15 protein-coding genes are annotated in these 18310 nt (G+C 70.8%); 10 read left to right on the top strand and 5 right to left on the bottom strand.

Annotated elements, in window-relative coordinates; genetic code table 11:
* On the bottom strand, positions 1–451 hold a 451-nt coding region (locus AC5LSR_RS13500), incomplete at its 3' end, for a helix-turn-helix domain-containing protein (RefSeq protein WP_493468522.1).
* A 510-nt stretch (positions 452–961) separates the two neighbouring features.
* On the bottom strand, positions 962–2200 hold the full coding sequence (locus AC5LSR_RS13495) for a DUF349 domain-containing protein (RefSeq protein WP_250281959.1): 1239 nt from the start codon (positions 2198–2200) through the stop codon (positions 962–964).
* Between the two features lie 1018 nt (positions 2201–3218).
* Here AC5LSR_RS13495 and AC5LSR_RS13490 point away from each other — a divergent pair.
* Together AC5LSR_RS13490 and AC5LSR_RS13485 are read left to right on the top strand one after the other, a co-directional pair.
* On the top strand, positions 3219–4574 hold the full coding sequence (locus AC5LSR_RS13490) for an extracellular solute-binding protein (RefSeq protein ID WP_250281961.1): 1356 nt from the start codon (positions 3219–3221) through the stop codon (positions 4572–4574).
* 544 nt (positions 4575–5118) lie between these two features.
* The gene (locus AC5LSR_RS13485) at positions 5119–6468 is read left to right on the top strand and encodes an NsdA family TPR-like regulatory protein (RefSeq protein WP_250282001.1); all 1350 of its coding nucleotides are present in this window, start codon (positions 5119–5121) and stop codon (positions 6466–6468) included.
* A gap of 102 nt (positions 6469–6570) precedes the next feature.
* On the opposite strand, the gene ygfZ is transcribed toward AC5LSR_RS13485, so the two are convergent.
* Positions 6571–7935: a CAF17-like 4Fe-4S cluster assembly/insertion protein YgfZ gene (gene ygfZ, locus AC5LSR_RS13480; protein ID WP_250292603.1), complete on the bottom strand. Its 1365-nt coding sequence runs from the start codon at positions 7933–7935 to the stop codon at positions 6571–6573.
* Positions 7936–7942: 7 nt separating this feature from the next.
* Positions 7943–8506: a Fur family transcriptional regulator gene (locus tag AC5LSR_RS13475; protein ID WP_250282002.1), complete on the bottom strand. Its 564-nt coding sequence runs from the start codon at positions 8504–8506 to the stop codon at positions 7943–7945.
* A 596-nt stretch (positions 8507–9102) separates the two neighbouring features.
* On the opposite strand from AC5LSR_RS13475, the gene AC5LSR_RS13470 reads away from it, so the two are divergent.
* From AC5LSR_RS13470 to AC5LSR_RS13460, 3 genes are all read left to right on the top strand, one after another.
* Entirely contained in the window at positions 9103–9582 is a 480-nt protein-coding gene (locus tag AC5LSR_RS13470) for a hypothetical protein (RefSeq protein ID WP_250281965.1), read from the top strand.
* Positions 9579–9932: a hypothetical protein gene (locus AC5LSR_RS13465; RefSeq protein ID WP_250281967.1), complete on the top strand. Its 354-nt coding sequence runs from the start codon at positions 9579–9581 to the stop codon at positions 9930–9932. The genes AC5LSR_RS13470 and AC5LSR_RS13465 overlap by 4 nt, the downstream gene beginning before the upstream one ends.
* Before the next feature lie 201 nt (positions 9933–10133).
* Positions 10134–10868, top strand: a complete 735-nt coding sequence (locus AC5LSR_RS13460; RefSeq protein ID WP_250281970.1) for a phosphoglyceromutase — start codon at positions 10134–10136, stop codon at positions 10866–10868.
* A gap of 123 nt (positions 10869–10991) precedes the next feature.
* On the opposite strand, the gene phoU is transcribed toward AC5LSR_RS13460, so the two are convergent.
* The gene (phoU, locus tag AC5LSR_RS13455; RefSeq protein WP_250281972.1) at positions 10992–11633 is read right to left on the bottom strand and encodes a phosphate signaling complex protein PhoU; all 642 of its coding nucleotides are present in this window, start codon (positions 11631–11633) and stop codon (positions 10992–10994) included.
* A gap of 779 nt (positions 11634–12412) precedes the next feature.
* On the opposite strand from phoU, the gene AC5LSR_RS13450 reads away from it, so the two are divergent.
* From AC5LSR_RS13450 to AC5LSR_RS13430, 5 genes are all read left to right on the top strand, one after another.
* Positions 12413–13651, top strand: a complete 1239-nt coding sequence (locus AC5LSR_RS13450) for a sensor histidine kinase (RefSeq protein WP_445548635.1) — start codon at positions 12413–12415, stop codon at positions 13649–13651.
* A 64-nt stretch (positions 13652–13715) separates the two neighbouring features.
* Positions 13716–14396 (top strand): response regulator, encoded by a 681-nt coding sequence (locus AC5LSR_RS13445; RefSeq protein ID WP_250281976.1) that lies wholly within the window; start codon positions 13716–13718, stop codon positions 14394–14396.
* A gap of 504 nt (positions 14397–14900) precedes the next feature.
* Positions 14901–16019 (top strand): Ppx/GppA family phosphatase, encoded by a 1119-nt coding sequence (locus AC5LSR_RS13440; RefSeq protein ID WP_493465350.1) that lies wholly within the window; start codon positions 14901–14903, stop codon positions 16017–16019.
* A gap of 168 nt (positions 16020–16187) precedes the next feature.
* Positions 16188–17165 (top strand): sugar phosphate isomerase/epimerase family protein, encoded by a 978-nt coding sequence (locus AC5LSR_RS13435; RefSeq protein WP_250281980.1) that lies wholly within the window; start codon positions 16188–16190, stop codon positions 17163–17165.
* 180 nt (positions 17166–17345) lie between these two features.
* On the top strand, positions 17346–18110 hold the full coding sequence (locus AC5LSR_RS13430; RefSeq protein WP_250281982.1) for a class I SAM-dependent methyltransferase: 765 nt from the start codon (positions 17346–17348) through the stop codon (positions 18108–18110).
* Positions 18111–18310 lie beyond the last annotated feature (200 nt).

Here is an 18310-nt window from a genome sequence, read left to right as displayed (position 1 = left end):
CAGCGGTGGATGCGGTGGACGCGGAGCCGGTAAGGGCCGCCGCGGGCGTGGCGGTGGATATGCCCCGCCGCAGGCTGTCCGGCAGAGCCGGGCGGCCGGTCAGCCCGTATACGGCGTTCTCCTTCCGGAACGCGTCGTAGATCTCGGCAATGACCTGCTTCTGCCGTTCGGTGAGCGTCGAGTCGGCGAGGACCGCCGCGGTCACATCGCTGTCCGACGCCCGTTCGTCGAGAATGCCGGCCTGCACGTACAGCACTTCCGCGGAGATCCGGAGCGCCTTGGCGATCTGTTGCAGAATCTCGGCGGACGGCTTGCGCAGGCCGCGTTCGATCTGGCTCAGATAGGGATTGCTGACGCCGGCCTGCCGGGCGAGCTGACGTACCGAGATATGTGCAGCCTTGCGCTGGTCCCGGATGAAGTCTCCGAGATCGCGTACGTTCAGGGGCGGCACGTTCAGTGTCGGCCTCCTTTCGTCTGAGGTATGCGCCGGCGCGCCGGGTGGACCATGCCCGCCGGGCGGACTTCACCGGGCGAACCATGCGTACGGTCACGGGACTCGCCGTGTCGCTGAACCGATGGTTGGCATCGTACGGCCAACTGCTAGCTGTGGCAAGCAGTTGGCAAGCATTCTGGAATGCCCGGGACGCCTCCGCCCGGGCCGGCCCGAGGGTTTCCGTGCCTCCGGCGCGCACAGGTGGGCCCACGCGGGGATTTGATGTTTATTCACGGTATTAACGATGTTGCGGATGCGCTAAGCACAATGAGTACTGTGAGTATTCACACTTGTCTCAGGGGTTGCGAACGATCGCATGTGGCCACACTGAGATCGCAATAAGTAACAAACATTTTACTTTTGGTTGCGCATCGGCGAGCTGTCGATCGGTCAGCCGTCGATCAGCCGCCGGGCGATGGCGGTCAGCCGGCTACCGGCCGGTCTCGCCGGCCCAGTCCTTCCCGCTGGTCAGCGAGTCGCGTGTGCTAGCCACTCGCGTTGTGTTGCTAGCGCCGACTCGGTCTCGGCCACCTCGTCCGCGCGCCCGTGGGCCCGGGCACGCTCCAGCCGCGCCTCCAGTTTGGCGACCGACTCCCGCAGCGTCGTCACGAACGGGGACTCGGCAGCCTCCCGCCGGCGCCACTGGGCATCGGACACGGACCGGACGCGGTCACCGGCGGCGGACAGCCGTCGCTCGAGGTCGCCGACGGCGTCCCGGGGCACCTTCCCGATGATGTCCCACTGTTCCTCGATCTGCCGCAGCCTGCGCAGCGCCTGGTCGGGCCGGGCGAGGTCGAGCGCGGCGGCCTCGGCGAGCAGCTGCTCCTTGGCGGCCTGGTTCACCCGCAGATGCGCGTCCCGCTCGGCGTTGGCGGCGTTGCGCCGGGCGAAGAAGGCGTCCTGCGCGGCACGGAAACGCGCCCACAGCTCGTCCTCGATGTCCCTGGGTGCCCGCCCGGCCGACTTCCACTGGTTCATCAGCGCCCGGTAGTGGGCGCCGGTGGCCGACCATTCGGTGGAGTCGACGAGTGCCTCGGCCTCGGCCACGATTGCTTCCTTGCGCTGTCTGGACTGGGCCCGCTGCTGGTCGAGCGCGGCGAAGTGAGCGGTCCGGCGCTGGTTGAACTCCTCGCGCGCGGCGGTGGCCCGCTTCCACAGGTCGGCGTCGGTACGGCGGTCCACCCCCGTGACCGCCCGGAACTCGACGGCGATCGAACGGAACCGTTCCCCGGCGGTCTTCCAGTCGGAGCTGCGCGCGAGGCGTTCGCTCTCGGCGACGAGCGCTTCCTTCGCCTCCACCGCGGCGGCGGCCCGCTGGGCGCGTTCGGCCTCGCGCCGCGCGCCACGCTCGCCGGCCGCTTCCAGCACCGACCCCAGGCGTGCGGTGAGCGCGTCCAGGTCACCGACCACCGCCGCGGTGTCGAGGGAGGCCAGCAGCCGCCGCGCGCTCGCGACGAGCCCCGTCGGGTCGGCGCTGGGGACGGCCAGCCGCTGCTCCAGCAGCGCGGCCTCGGCGGCCAGATCGTCATAGCGCCGGGCGAAGTGCGCAAGGCCCTCCGCCGGGGAGCCCGCCCGCCAGGAGCCGACTGGGCGCTCACCCGTGGTTGTGCGTACGTACACGGTGCCGTCGTCGCCGACACGCCCCCATTCGGAGCTGTTGCGCTCGCTCATCGTGGTCCCGAAGATCGGCGTCAGGTCAGCTGCCATTCTTACAGGCATCGCGCGGATGGGGCACATCCTGCTGGCCGTTGGCAGGCCGGGGAGACGCCGTCGGCCGTCGGGCGTCGTCCCGGTGGGGGGAGCCGCGTCGCGGCGGGGGCGGCGGGCGGCGGGATCTTCCCCGGTCGCCCCGGTCGCCCCGGTCGCCCCGGTGCCCGTCCCCGGTCCCGGGCCTCGGTGTCGTTCTCGGTGCCGGGCCGTGGTGCCGTCCCCGGTGCCGGGGAGCGCTCCGCCCGCCGTTCCCGGCGCTGCCTCGAGGGTGGGCGGAACGCTCCCGCGGGGGAAGCCGCACCCCGGACGGAATCGTGGCCGGCGAATTTCCGATGTGCTTTCCTCAACATTGTCGGAAATACGACAGCGGGCCGTTGGCCGGCAATCCGGCGTCAACCACGGTTTTTCTGAACGGGCCGTCATATGTGTGGCCGCGGTGACATGCCCCGGTCGTATACAGATGTTCTCCCGGCCACCAGGATTCCAGCCGTGTACCGAGCAGACGAGACCCGCCCGGGGCCGCCGGCGGGAGCGCCTGCCGGCGGCTCCGCCCATGGGCGGCCGCCGGCAGGCGAGCCTTCCGGGCCGCGTCACGCGCGACGTTCCGCGCGGCCGGCAGCGGTGCCGGTGCCCGGGGATGCCGCCCTCGACGGCGCCCGGCGCCGGGCCCAGCCAGCGGCCTCAGTGGCCTCAGTGGCCTCAGTGGCCTCAGTGGCCGCAGGGGTCCCGACGTCCGCGGGGTCCCGGCGTCCGCGGTGCTCCCAGGGGACGCCGAGGTCTCGCCGGGCCCCGGCGCCGCGGGCGGCCCGGCGGCCCACCGGCCCGCAGGCCGCGTTCCCGCCGCCGGTTCCCGCGTCCCGGCCATCGGCCGCGCCGAGTACCGCGAACGAGTAGCGCGGAATCGACCGTGCTCATTCCGGTCCGATGCCGGCCGCCCGGGCCGTCGGCAGCACCGGCCTCGGCACCGATATCAGAACCGGCGGCGTCGGGGCGTGAAAGCCTGAAAGGAAGAAAATTGATCCGGATTCCGCCGGCGACACGGTTCGCCGTTGTCGTCGCCGCCGTATGCACGATCGCCGCGTGTGGGGTGGGCGGTTCCGGCGGCCTGTCGCCGGCAGCCGGCCCGCGCCCGCCGGCCCGCCCGGCCACCGTCGCCGTGTCCGACGCGAACGGGGCCACGGCGTCGCTCCAGTGCGCCACAAGGGTCAGAACGCTGCGGATGGTCGCGAGCGGCCCGCTCACCGACAGCGCGAAGGCAGCCAAGGCATACATGGAGAAGGCCCACCCCGGCCTGACGGTCGACATCACGTCCACCGCGACCAGCTATTCCCAGATCGTCCAGCAGATCGGTACCGACGCGGCCGCCGGGCGCAGCACGGACCTCGCGGTGGCCGGGCTCGACCTGCTGGCCACCTTCGTCGAACGGCTCGACGCCCAGGAGGTGTCGCCGCGGTCGCTGCGCGCCTCCTACGACCAGCGGTTCACCACGCTGGGGTCGGTGGGCAGGCAGCTGTTCGTTGTCCCGCAGCAGGTCTCCGTGCCCGTCCTGCTCTACAACGCCGACATGCTCGCCCAGGCCGGGGTGGACCCGGGGTCGCTGAAGGACACCACCGGCCTGCTCGCCGCGGCCGAAAAGATCAGGCAGGCTCTGCCCGGCGTCCAGCCGGTCGACCTGCCGGCTTCGGACCAGTTCGGGCAGTGGTTCTTCAACACCATCGCGGGGTCGAAGGGCGCGAACATCCAGAACGCCGGGGGACGGCCGGACTTCACCAGTGCCGCGGCGCGCGACACCGCGAGCTTCCTGGCCAGGGTCGGCGGTTACGGGCCCCAGTCGAACACGCCGGCCGACGCCATGGTCCGCTTCGCCCTCAACCGGAAGTCCGCGATCGTGGGCGCGAGCATCAGCTCGGTGGTGCCGGGGGTACAGACCATCGAACGCCAGGGCAGGGGCGCGTTCCCGCTCGGCGTGGCGCCGCTGCCCGTCCTGCCGGGTGGTACGCAGCATCCGGTGGCCGGTGGGAACGGCCTCGTGGTGCTGGCCACCGACCGCTGCCAGAACGAGATGGCCACCGAGCTGATGATGGCGATGCTCGCGCCGGACGTGGTGGCCGCCGGGGCGACGGTGCTCAGCTACCTGCCGGTCGACATCGAGGCGGCCAACCGGCTGGTCTCGCTGTACCAGCGGTACCCGCAGGTGGTGCCCTTCAACGCGATGACCGACTCGGTCGTCCACGCGCCGTACTGGTCGGGGCCGCGCGGCGGTGAGGTGCCCGTCCTCGCATCCGAGGCGGTCGCGAGGATCATGGCGGGCGCGAATCCGACGGCCACGCTGACCGAACTGCAGAAGCAGGCGGAGGCGCTCATCATGTGACCGGCGGCCACCTTATGTGACCGGCGGCCACCGGCCCGATGATCATTTGATTGCTGCTCATCGGGCCGGTGGCCGTTCGGTTGACGGCCGTCCGGCCGGTGGCCGCCATGCGGCCGTTGCCCGTCGGGGCGTTCGGCTTTTCGGCTTTGCCGTCGCTCCGCTCCCGCTCCGTCCACGATTCTGTTTCTTTTTGTATTTATTACATTCTTTTATAAGATCGCGAACGGGGAGTAGGCATTTCGAGACGCTCCGTGTGATCTCGCCGTGGTACGGCCTCTTGTGGGGCTCGCGACCGGCGGTAGCATGATTGCAGGATCTTGCTGAACAGCAAGCTGATGAGCAGTCAATGGCCTGTGCGGGATTTTGTGCGGTGCATTCGCGGCCATCGTGTGAGCACGTGTGCAATCGGTGTTAAACGGTGCATGTCGTTGTCCTCCTGTGGTCTTTTGCGCACGCATCGCTTCCTGTTTGTCACTGTGTCGCGAAGATGTCATCACATAGCGTTGTTAGCTGCTCACCAGATGCGACTCGAAGGAGACAGATGATGTCGACCGAGGGCGCCGGCGCCTGCGCTCACCCGCTCGCGTTCGTCCGGGCGCAGCATGGCTGGTCCTATCAGCGACTGGCCCGGGTGGTGGCGCGCCGCGCACGCGACCTGGGTGTGGCCAACATGGCGGCGGAACGTCAGAAGGTCTGGCGCTGGGAACACCGGGGTGTCGTGCCTGACCGGGTCTCCCAGCTTGCCCTCGCCACCGAGCTGGGAGTCTCGGCCCAGAAGATCGAGTCCCATCCCTGGCCGGCCTGGCTGCCGACCGGTGACGTCGTACGTACCGACTACCCGTGGAACAGCGCAGGCAGTGTGACATCAATGATCGATGTTGTCGAAGGTGCCCTCACCGACCGCCGCGGCTTCCTCACCATCACCGGAGCGGGTGTGGCGAGCCTGGCCGGCGAGTGGCTCAACCTGGAGCCCACCCGGCTCGCCGCCGCCCTGGACGGCGGCCGGGTGGACGAACAGGTGGTCCACCGCATCGAGCACAACATCCCGGGGTTACGGCTGATGGACGACCGGCTCGGCGGGGAGGGCGTCCGGCGGCTTGTCGACGCCGAGCTGCGAGTGGTCACCGACCTGCTCGCCAAGGGCTCGTACACGGAGAAGATCGGGACGAGCCTCCAGCTGCTCGCCGCCGAACTCGCCCGGATCGCCGGGTGGGCGTCGTTCGACGCCGGCTACCACACGAGCGCGCAACGCTACTGGATCGCGGCCCTGCACGCCGCCCACGCCGCCGGGGACCGGCTGGTCGGTGCGAACATCATGAAGAACATGTCGTTGCAGTGCGTCGACTTCGCCTGTCCCAAGGAAGCCCTCGAGCTGGCCGAAGCGGCCGTGACGAGCAGCGGCGGCATCAGCGGACGCGCCGGCGCGATGTTCCAGATGAGGCTGGCCCGGGCGTACGCGGCACTGGGCGACCAGGCCGGGTGCTTCCGCGCGCTGGCCCAGGCCGAAACGGCGGCCGGCCGTTCCAGCCCACACGACCCGGCCTGGGCGGGCATCTTCGACGAGGGATTCCACGCGGCCCAGCTCGGGATCTGCTACATCGACCTCGGCCAGCCACAGCAGGCGGACCGCTGGCTGGCGCACGCCCTCGCGGTGCACCCGGTCGCCCGCGCCCGCGACCACGCGACATACCTGCTCCGCCGCGCGGCCGTGCAGATCGACCTGGGCAACATCGACCACGGGTGCGCGCTCGTCCGCCAGGCGACGCCGTTCCTGGAGGCCACCCGCTCGCAGCGCAACGCACGGCGGGCGGAGGATGTCCGGCGCTCCCTGCGCCGGCACGCGGCGCATCCGGACGTCCGTGAGGTGGATCAGCTCCTCGCTCGTCCCGCCTGACCGTGTCCTGTCGTCCTATCCCACCCGGGGGACGGCTGCCCTCGCCGAGGCGAGCGGCCCGGCCGAGGGTGCGACGCACGGAACGGACGGTCCGGGCTCGGGTCAGCCGACGAGACGGCCGGCCGGGCGGGTCGGCTGGTCGGGCCCGCCCGCCGGCTCCACGGACGCCGCGACCTCACCCGCCTCCGGGTCGACGACGACCAGGGCGGTGTCGTCGGGCACGGTCCGTTTGACGATCGCCAGCGCGATCGGGCCGAGTTCCGCGTGTACGACGGACGTGCCCACGAACCCGACCGCCCGGCCGCCGCTGTGCACCGGGGCGCCGTGGGCGACCGTCGTGCCGTCCAGATGCAGCAGGACCATGCGCCGGGGCGGGCGTCCCAGGTTGTGCACGCGGGCGACGGTCTCCTGACCACGGTAGCAGCCCTTGTCGAGGTGGACGGCGGTGGCCAGCCAGCCGACCTCGTGCGGGATCGTCCGGTGGTCGGTCTCCGCGCCCAGGCGGGGCCGGCGGCCGGCGACCCGCGCCGCCTCGAACGCGCCGGCCCCGGCGAGGGAGGCGCCCGCGGAGACGAGCCGCTCGACCATCCCGCGCAGCGTCCGGCGCGGGACGAGCAGGTCGAGACCGTCGGGCATCGCCCGGACGAGGATCTCGGATCCGCCCGGATCCTCCTGCTCGCCCGCCTCGAGGCCGGCCCCCGGGCCGTCCGTCGCGGCGCTGTCGGCCACGGGGCCGTCGACTACGGCTGGTGATGTGACGGCCGGCCGGACGAGGGCCCGGGCCAGCGGGTACAGACCATGGGCCAGCAGGTCACCGTCGTAACCCACCGTCACATCGTGGCGGTCAGGCCGGTGGAGCGGAGGGTCGAGCGGGGCGAACGCGCTGGTCACGACGTCCACGGCGGCCGGGCCGATGACCGACAGCACGGCATAGTCGGCATGGACGTCGACCGGTTCGACCCGCAGCAGGAAACGCATCGACTCCAGGTAGGCGAGCAGTGCGGCGCTGGTGCCCGGCTCGACGTCGAGCCAGCTGGCCGTCCCGTCGTCGGCGATCATCAGGTGGTGTTCGACGTGGCCGTGCGGGGAGAGCACCAGCGCCTCGCTGCCCCGCATGGCCGGCAGCGCGGCGAGATGCTGGGAGGTGATGCTGTGCAGCCAGGACAGCCTGTCCACACCGGTGACGCGCAGCACCCCGCGGTGCGAGCGGTCGACGACCACTGCCCCGCGCTCGCCGGCGCGCTGCTCGCGCAGCGGATCCCCATAGTGGTCGGCGACCCCGAGATCGGGCCCGGTGGCGGGCACGGCACCGGCGACGGCCAGCAGCGGTGAACGGTAGCCGTCGTCCGGGCTGTCCGGGCTGTCCGGGCTGTCCGGGCTGTCCGGGCTGTCCGGGCTGTCCGGGCTGTCCGGGCCGCCGGGCGTGCGCGTGGCGATCGGGTCGGTGGTCATGGACTGTCCGGTCATGGCCTGTTCAACCCGAGACCGGGGTCGCGCAGTTCCCGCATCGGCCGGCAAGTGCGACGTGACTGACGTCCACGGAGAAGTCGAAGTCGTCGCGCAGCCGGGCGACGAGGTCGGTCAGGACGTCCGAAGGGATCTCCCGCACCGTGCCGCAGCCGCCGCACACCAGATGGACGTGCTCGACGACGCCGGCCGCATGGTACGTCGGCGCGCCGTGACCGAGGTGGGCGTGCGAGACGAGGTCGAGCTCCTCGAGCAGGTCCAGGGTGCGGTACACCGTGGAGATGTTGACCCCGCCCGCGGTGCGGCGGACCTCGGTGACGATCTCCTCGGGGGTGGCGTGGCCGAGCCGGGCGACCGCTTCGAGGACGAGCTGGCGTTGTGGGGTGAGCCGGTAGCCCCGGGAGCGTAACTGCGTCTGCCAGGTGCCGTCCGCCACCGGCTCCGGGGCTGACGACGACCCCGAGGCTGACGACGCCGGGACCTCGGCCCGCGGTGACGCGGTGGCAACCGGCGCGGCAGCAGCCTCACGCCACCGCCAGCTCTCCCGGCCTTTCGCGACGTCCACCGTCATGGACACAGTTTAGGCCGCGTCCGATGGATCTTCGATCGTGCGGACGGTGTCCTGCTGTGTCACCGTCGCGACCCTCCGACGATAATTACTTTTTGTTATACATAAGTCGCCTTAAGTGTTCAGGAGTCGCCGGCGACGGCTTGGCGGTTGGTGCGGAAAAGCGGTTGCCGAGCCCACCCGGCCCCCGTAGCGTTGTCCGTACACGAGAAGGGAGGTGGTCTAGTTTTGTGTGATAAACGGACTCGTGAGGTGACTGTCCGCTAAGCCGGTCTCGTGGTCCTCACCCCTGCCGGGTGACCTGCGGGCACCGGCACCGGCGAGAACCAGACAGGCACCGGACCTCCGGGCGTCGTCGCTGGTCCCGACGACCTGTCGTCCCTTCCATGGGCGATGGAAGCGCCCGGAGGTCTTTTTGTCCCCAGTCGGACGGCTCAGGATGCCACGCGGCGGCTGCGGATTATCACGACGCCGCTGGCGGGACCGTCGATGGGGCGGAAGGCGGTCGGGCGTCATCGATGGGTGGCCCGCAAGGTCCGAGATGTTGCGGCCATGATTCGATCTTAAGATGTTGCGACATCCGAGCTAGTGTGGATGTCATGAGCGCGGCCTACGAGGAAGTCCCGTTCAGCGAGCTCCTCCATCATCCGGCGGCAACCGCCCGACGGCTCGACGAGGTACGCGCGCTCCGGTTGCGCCGCCGCGACGCGACGGACCTCGCGCTGATGCGAGTGGAGCAACTCGAACAGGACTCCGCCGTGGTCGACTTCGCCACCCGCATGCTCGCCAGCCTGATCCACACCGGGAACGCTGCCGCTCTGCGGCAGGCGCTGCCAGACGCGTTGCCCTGGACGACGTTCCTACCGCCGGCGGACGTCGACACCTTTTTCACCGAGCTCATCGCAACCGCGCGCGGCGCGATGGCGCTGGACACGCTGGCTCCCGTCGCCGTCCTGCTCACCCAGTGGCGGCACAGCGCCGAGATCCACGCCGACCCCGCCCTGTACGCGATCCTGACCCGGGAACCCGACGGCGACCTCGGCCCCGTCCCCCAGCCACCCGCCGTCGCAACCGAATGAGCCCGAAGCGGGAAGACCGCGCCGCTCCACCCCCCACCAGCAGCGAGTACGACATCTGTTTCGCCACCAACGAGGCCGCCGACGGCTGGGAACACCTCGCCCGCCAGGCCCCGGGCAACCTGCGCCGCGCCTTCGACACAATCCGGTCGTTGCCGCGGATCCGCGGCAATCCGGACCGTCACCACCGTCTCAAGGGCGCCCTCGGCACCGCGACGTTCAAAGGCCAGACGCTGGAACGCTGGCAGTATGAGGTCACCAGCGGCGGACGCATCTGGTATCTGATCGATGATTCGAACCGGACCGCGTGGGTGATCTACGCCGGTACCGGCCATCCCAAGGCCACCGACTGACACCCAAGCCGACAACCAGGACAGCGGACGAGGGCAACACCAGCGGGCCGGTTCGGGCCGGGCGGCCAGGGGCGGGGGTACCGGTGTGGGGTGGTGAAGGGCTGGGCGTCGCGGTCGGAGCGGCCCTGAAAGTGCCCCGGACGGGTGCGCCACGGCCGATCCAGCCGCATCGCGGCGACGGGTTGCGGCAGGATCGAAGTCATGCCGACGCTCGTTCTGCTCCGCCACGGCGAGAGCACGTGGAACCGAGAAAACCTGTTCACCGGCTGGGTGGATGTCGACCTTTCCGACAAGGGCCGCCAGGAGGCGGCCCGCGGCGGTGAACTGCTCCGCGACGCCGGTGCGCTCCCGGACGTGGTGCACACGTCGTTGCTGCTGCGCGCGATCCGCACCGCCTGGATCGCGCTCGACACGGCCGGCCGGACGTGGATCCCCGTGCACCGCTCCTGGCGCCTGAACGAACGGCACTACGGCGGCCTGCAGGGGCTGAACAAGGCCGAGACCCTCGCCGAGTACGGCGAGGAGAAGTTCACGCTGTGGCGCCGTTCCTACGACACCCCGCCGCCGCCCATCGGCCCCAAGCAGGTCAGCGGTGTGGACGAGCGCTACGCCGACCTGCCGCCGGACCTCATCCCGGCGACCGAGTGCCTCAAGGACGTGGTGGCCCGGATACTGCCGTACTGGTACGACGCGATCGTGCCGGACCTGCGGCGCGGGAGGACCGTGCTCGTCGCCGCCCACGGCAACTCGCTGCGCGCCCTGGTCAAGCACCTCGACGGCATCGGCGACGGCGACATCGCCGCCCTGAACATCCCCACCGGCATCCCGCTGCGCTACGAGCTGGATGACGACCTGCGCGTCCTGTCCTCGTCCTACCTCGACCCGGAGGAAGCGGCCCGGGCCGCCGCCGCCGTAGCCGCCCAGGGCAAGAAGTAACGAACGCCGGTCGGGTGGGCGCTCGGCGGCGCCGAACGGAGCCGTGACGTGGGGAACGCGGGCCCGGCAGGGGCGGAACCACGTCACCGCTCTGTTCGTGTAGCTGGTCCCGCTCCGGGCGGGTCAGACCCGTTTGCCGGTGACCAGGTAGATGACCCGGTGGGCTACTGAGACGGCGTGGTCGGCGTAGCGTTCGTAGTAGCGGCCACAGAGGGTGATGTCGATCGCGGCCTCCATGCCGTAGGTCCATTCCGTTTCCAGCAGGACGTGGAAGAGCTTGCGGTGCAGGGCGTCCATGGAGTCGTCGTCGCTTTCCAGCTCCTTGGCCAGGGCCGCGTCGTGGCCGGCGATGACCGACCCCGCCTTGGCGACGATGCGCTGCGCGACCTGCCCCATCTCCAGCAGGGTCGAGTGCAGCTCCGGTGGGACGGCACGGCCGGGGTAGCGCCGGCGGGCCACCTTGGCGACGTGCAGCGCGAGGTCGCCCATGCGTTCGAGGTCAGCCACGATACGCAGCGTGGTGACCATCGTCCGCAGGTCGGTGGCGACCGGCTGCTGGCGCGCCATTATGTCGAAGGATCGTTCCTCGATTTCGTTGCGTAGCAGGTCCACGGTCTCGTCAGCCGTGATCACGCCCTCGGCGAGCTGCAGATCTGCGTCGAGAAGGGCGGTCGTCGCTCGCGCCATTGCTGAAGCGACCAGGTTGGTCATCTCGACGAGCGAGGAGTTGATGCTCTCGAGCTCGTCGTGGAAGGCGTCCCGCACGGACGGCTCCTTCGTGTCTGTAGCGGTTGTCAGCCCATCGGACCACAACAGGGTGAGGTCAGGACGGCTGGCAGAGCACGATCATGTTTCTTTCGCGCTGCTGGAAGCCGTGGATCTCGCTGGTCACCGGGACGGCGGCCGTGTTCCCGGCTCGCCGGGACGGTGACCATGCGCGTGCCGGCTCCCGGCGTTGCGAGCCGGCGTCGGCTGTCCGTGGGAAAGTCGCCGTTCCGCTCTTCGGCGCGTCACACGTTGAGGGCGAACAGCGATTGCTCCTGGACATATGACCCCGAACGCCGCGCATACCCTGTCGCGATCAACGATGGTCGGCAGTGCTCGCCCCACGGTGAACACATCCTGTTGGCCGGGTGAACTCCTGACGACTATCGGACCGGGTTGGGTGGATACACCCGCAGCCCACCTACCATTCGGCCGTGGGCGAGGGCGCGGACGAGCGGGAGGCCGGCTTCGGCCTCCCCGGTTCCGGGCTGCCCGGCATCGGGCTGCCCGGCATCGGCCGTTCCGGTTTCTCCGGCTTCGGGTTCTTCGCCGGCGGGACCCGCTCGGATGCTGTCGGCTCCACGCCGCGCACCGGCCGGGAGCGTCCCGGCCCGCGACCGGCATCGGCCCAGGCGCCGCCGGCCCAGACGCCGTCGGGTGCGGCGTCGTCGGGTGCGGTGCCGCCGGCCCAGGTGCCGCCGGCTCAGGCGTCGTCGGGTGCGGTGCCGCCGGCTCAGGCGCTGCCGGCTCAGGCGCCGCCGGGCCGGGGTGCGCCCACGATCCGGACGGGTGACAGTACGGCGGTGTCCCCGCGGCGGCGGTTCCGCGATGCGACGGCCGCGAACCCGCCGACCGCCGCGCACGCGGCGCTGCCCTCGCGGCTCGTCCGGCGCCTTGTCGACGGCCTGCCCTCCGGGCTGATCGTTCTGGACGCCGACGGCGTGGTGGTGCTGGCCAACCCGGCGGCCCACGCCATGGGGGTGATCGTCGACAGCCGGCTGGACCTGGGTGAGCTCAGCGACCTGGCCGCCCGCACCCGCGGCGACGGCGTCGACCGTGACCAGCAGCTCGACCTGCCGCCCCGCCCCGAACCGCCGCTGACCCGGCCCCGTCCCGACCAGGAGGCGTTCGCCGTACGCGCCCGCACCTCGCGGCTGGACGCGGACGGCCATGTCGCGGTGATCCTCGACGATCTCACCGAGGCCCGCCGGGTGGAGGCGGTCCGCCGGGACTTCGTGGCGAACGTCAGCCACGAGCTGAAGACCCCGGTCGGCGCGCTGCACGTGCTGGCCGAAGCCGTCGCCGCGGCCAGTGACGATCCGGCGGCCGTCCGCCGGTTCGCGTCCCGGATGACGCACGAGTCCGCCCGGCTGGCCCGCCTCGTACAGGAGATCATCGATCTGTCCCGGCTGCAGGGCGCGGACCCGCGGCCGGATCCCCAGCCGGTGCAGGTGTCGGTGGTGGTGGCCGAAGCGCTCGACCGCACCCGGCTGGCCGCCGCCGCCCAGGAGATCATCGTTGCGGTGATCGGCGACAGCGACTTCGTGGTCAGCGGGGACGAGGGACAGCTGGTCACCGCGCTGGCGAACCTGCTGAACAACGCGGTCACCTACTCCCCGCCGGGGACCCGTGTCGTCGTCGGTGTCCGGCGCGCCGGTGACACCGTGGAGCTCTCGGTCGCCGACGAGGGCATCGGCATCGCCGAGAAGGACCTGGAGCGGGTGTTCGAGCGCTTCTACCGGGCGGACCCGGCGCGGTCCCGCACGACCGGCGGTACCGGGCTGGGCCTGGCGATCGTGAAGCATGTCGCGACCAACCACGGGGGAAGTGTGAGCGTGTGGAGCTCCGAGGGGGCCGGGTCGACGTTCACGATCAGACTGCCGCTGCTGCTGGCCGATACCGATGACGATGCTGACACCGAGATCGACACCGAGATCGACACCGAGATCGACACCGGCGCCGGCATCGACACCGATGCCGATGCCGGCGCCGAGCACAGGCGCGACAACGGCGACTGACCGACGAATGACGGCCGACGGACCGACACCCGGATGACGGACGGATGACGAAGGAGTGTGACGCGTGACCCGCCTGCTGGTCGTGGAGGACGAGGAGTCGTTCTCGGACGCGTTGTCGTTCATGCTGGAACGGGAGGGTTTCGACGTCGCGGTAGCCGCCGACGGGCCGGCCGCGCTGACCGAGTTCGAGCGGCACGGCGCCGATCTCGTCCTGCTGGACCTGATGCTGCCGGGCCTGTCCGGGACGGAGGTCTGCCGTGCGCTGCGGCAGCGGTCGACCGTCCCGGTGATCATGTTAACCGCCCGCGACAGCGAGATAGACAAGGTCGTCGGCCTGGAGCTCGGCGCGGACGACTACGTCACCAAGCCGTTCTCCGCCCGTGAGCTGGTCGCCCGTATCCGCGCGGTGCTGCGCCGCCGCGGCGAGGTCGACGAACACGTCACGGCGACGCTGGAGGCCGGTCCGGTGCGGATGGACGTCGAACGCCATGTGGTCACGGTCGCCGGCACCTCCGTCCCGCTGCCGCTGAAGGAGTTCGAGCTGCTGGAGATGTTCCTGCGCAACGCCGGCCGGGTCCTCACCCGCGGCCAGCTGATCGACCGGGTCTGGGGCTCGGACTACGTCGGGGACACCAAGACCCTCGACGTCCACGTCAAGCGTCTGCGCACCAAGATCGAGGACGAGCCCGGGAACCCACGCCACCTGGTGACCGTGCGGGGCCTGGGGTACAAGTTCGAGCCCTGACGCCGGCGGCGCCCCCGGTGGCACGGCGTCTCCGGCGGCCCTGTTCTCTCCGGTGGATTCTCTCCGGTGGCGTGATCGTGATCTTTCTGTGACGATTCGGTTCTTTGATCGGCGTTTCGGCCCGACAGTGGCGATCACTTGTGTACGTTGGTCGGGTGAGGGCTCCGCCCGGCCTGGTCGCTGTGCGTACCTGATCACTGTCATGGTGGTTAGCCGTCGCTGTCATGGTGGTCCGCCGGGCGTGTTGTTCGCCGGATACCGGTGGCCTGGTTCGCTGGGCGCTGGTGCCGGCCGGCCGTGGCCGGCTCGATGCACGACCGGGAGTGGATGCGTGAAGTTTGGCCACGCGGCGAGGGGGGCATGCGCTCTTCGTCCGCTGTCCGGTCTGCCAACTGTTTCCGTCCTGCCCGATCTGGCCGGTCTGGCCGATTCGGATGACCTCGCCGGCCCGGCCGGCCCGGCTGGGTTGTCGGTTGCCGTGCGGGTGGGCCTATCGTGTGTCCGATGTCACTGAAGCCCGTGGCCGAGACCGCCGCCGTGGAGATCCCCGCCGCCGCCCGGCCCGGGGCCGGTGACCCGCCCGTGACGCTGCCCGTGCCGGCCCCCCTCGGCGATGGCCAGGAGGTGGGCCAGGAGGCCCTGCCCCACCAGGCCGCCCCGCACGTCGCCGTCCCGCCGGTTTCCGGCCGGATGCGCCTCGGTGTGATCGATATCGGCTCGAACACCGTGCACCTGCTGGTGGTGGACGCCCATGTCGGCGGCCAGCCGCTGCCGGCCGCCAGCATGAAGGTCCCGCTGCGGCTGGTCGAGCTCCTCGACGGTGACGGAGCGCTCTCCGCCGAGGGGGAGCGGATCCTGACCGGCTGCATCATCGACATGAGTGCGCGTGCCGACGAGCTCGGCGTGGACGATCTTGTGGCGTTCGCCACTTCCGCGCTGCGGGACGCTACCAACAGTGAGGACGTCCTGGCTCGTCTGCGGACCGCCAGCGGGGTCGCGCTCGCGGTCCTGCCGGGGCAGGACGAGGCCCGGCTGACCTTTCTGGCGGTGCGGCGCTGGTTCGGCTGGAGCGCCGGCCGGCTGCTCGCGCTCGACATCGGCGGCGGCTCCCTGGAGATCGCGGCCGGGATGCACGAGGACCCCGACGTCGTGTCCTCCCTGCCGTTGGGGGCCAGCCGGCTCACCCGGGACTGGTTCGCCAACGACCCGCCGAAACGCTCCGAGGTGACGGCCCTGCGGCGCTACGTCCGGGCGCACATCGCCCCGGTGGTCTCCCGGCTGTACGTGGTCGGCGAGCCCACGCGGGCGGTGGCGACGTCGAAAACCTTCAGGTCGCTGGCCCGGATCGCCGGCGCGGAGCCCTACAGCCGCGGCCCGTACGTCCGCCGGGTCCTGCGCCGGGACGCGCTGCGCGAGATGTCCGCGCGGCTGTGCCGGCTGTCCGCCGCCGAACGGTGCGACCTGCCCGGGGTGTCGGCCGACCGCGCGGGCCAGCTGGCCGCCGGGTCCGTGGTCGCCGACGAAGCCCTCGACCTGCTGAACCTGGATGAGGTCGAGATCTGCCCGTGGGCGCTGCGGGAGGGCATCATTCTGCGCAGGCTGGACTGGCTGACCTCCGCGTGACCTTCGAACAGCCCTCCAAATGATCTTCATGTGAGCCCCGTCCGGTCCCTGTGCGATCTCTGTGTGGTCTCCATGTAGTCCCTGTGCGACTTCGTTCGGTAACCGGTCTGCTGTCTCGGTGCTCCGAGTCGGGCGCCGATCGCCGCGCACAGGCACTACTGTTGAGGGATGTCCGAGGCGCAGACCCCAGCGCCGCGGCTCGGGGACGCCGAGGTCGCGGACAACCGTGGCCCAGATTTGTGGCGGCCGACAGCGGATTCCGCTGTTCTCTCCCCTGACACCGGCTACCCGGCCCGGCTCGCACCGCGTGGCGGTGGGCGTGCCATCGCACGGGTGCCCTCGGCCAGAGTGGCTCTGTCGACCGCGTCGACGTATCCGGAGTCGACGGCGGCGGCTTTCGAGATGGCTGCCCGGCTTGGCTACGACGGCGTAGAGATCATGGTGTGGACGGATCCGGTGAGCCAGGATCCGGAAGCTCTGCGGCGGCTTGCCGACTATCACGGCATTCCGATCCTGGCGATCCACTCCCCGTGCCTGTTGCTCACCCAGCGTGTCTGGGGGGTCGAGCCGTGGGCGAAGCTGCAACGGGCCCGCGCCGTCGCGGAGACGTTGCGGGCACCGACCGTCGTCGTCCACCCGCCGTTCCGGTGGCAGCGTGACTACGCCCGCGACTTCATCGAGGGCATCGAACGGATGGCGAACGAGACGGACATCCGCTTCGCCGTCGAGAACATGTTCCCGTTGCGGGCCCGGGGGCGGGAGGTGTCCGCGTACGCGCCGAACTGGTCGCCCGTGGACGACGACTACCGGCACGTCACCCTGGACCTGTCACACACCAGCGTGTCCCGTTCCGACGCGCTCGCCATGGCCGACGAGCTGGGCGACCGGCTGGTCCACGTGCACATGGCCGACGGGGTCGGCCTGGCCAAGGACGAGCACCTGGTGCCCGGCCGCGGCAACCAGCCATGCGCCGACCTGCTGGAACGGCTCGCGGCCCGGGGCTTCGACGGGACGGTGGTCGTGGAGATCAACACGCGCCGCGCGGAGTCGAGAGCGCAGCGGGAGGCCGACCTCGCCGAGGCCCTGGCGTTCACCCGCCTCAACCTCGCCGCCGCCCCCGTCACCGCGGCCGGCCGCCTGCCCTGACGTCATGGCCCTGGTCCGGGCATTGTCGCCGGGCCGGCCGGTGATACCGGTGGAGCGGGTGATACCGGTGCGATGCCGGTGGAGGGGCAGTACCGGTGACGTGACGATACCGGCGGGGTATCGAGACGAACAGCGGTAAACAGCCGTATCCGGCCCGCACGACGGTGCCACCATGCGGTAATGAGCGCCAGATCGCTTTTCGACCCGATGGTGGACGCCTATGACGCCGCCCGGCCGTCCTATCCCGATCAGCTGTTCCGGGATCTGGCCTGGCTGGCCGGGCGTGAGCTGGCCGGCGCGGACATCCTCGAGGTCGGCGCCGGGACGGGTATAGCCACCCGGGACCTGCTCGCGCGCGGCGCCCGGGTGATCCCGGTGGACCACAGCCCGGGCATGCTCGGCCGGCTGCGGGAGCGCACCCCCGGGATCGGCGTGGTGCGCGCCGACGGCGAGGCGCTTCCGTTCTCCGACGCCGTGGCGGACCTTGTCTGCTACGCCCAGGCGTGGCACTGGGTGCGGGTGCCGGTGGCCGCGGCCGAGGCGGCCCGGGTGCTGCGCCCCGGCGGCGCGCTCGCGGTCTGGTGGAACGACGTCGACGGCGAGGACCTGCGCTGGTGGGAGCGTCAGCAGCGGCGTCTGGAGGCGATGAGCCCCGGCTACCGGCGCGACTACCGCACCCGCCCCTGGGCGGACGAACTGCGCTGGACGGGCCTGTTCACCGAGGTCGTGACGGTTTCCGGCCACTGGGGCCGGACGCTCCCGCTGGACCGGTACGAGCTGTGGCTGCGCTCGAAGTCGTACGTCCAGGCGATCGGGGACCGGCTGGAGGACTTCCTGGACGCCGAACGGCGCTCCCTGCTGAAGGCCTTCCCCGACGGGATGATCACCGAGCCCTTCCGCACGATCCTGACGGTGGCCCGCCTCCCACTCACCACCCCGTCCTGAGCAGAACCCACCCCACCGCACCCCCTGAAACCCACAAAGACATGCCGATCATCCACCTTTGTCGGGAACGAGTACGTAAGTGGCTGCTACAGCAGCCACTTGTTCCCTCGTTGTCATGATGGGATTCCTTTTTCGTTTTGAGGTGGGGTAACGATGTGGATCTGTTGCTGTCGCGGCACCGTATTCACGTCCTTTGGGGT

The sequence above is a fragment of the Protofrankia sp. CiP1_Cm_nod4 genome (genome assembly GCF_982290645.1).
The sequence above is the reverse complement of the archived record's forward strand: the minus strand, read 5'-3'. Positions and strand labels throughout refer to the sequence as shown.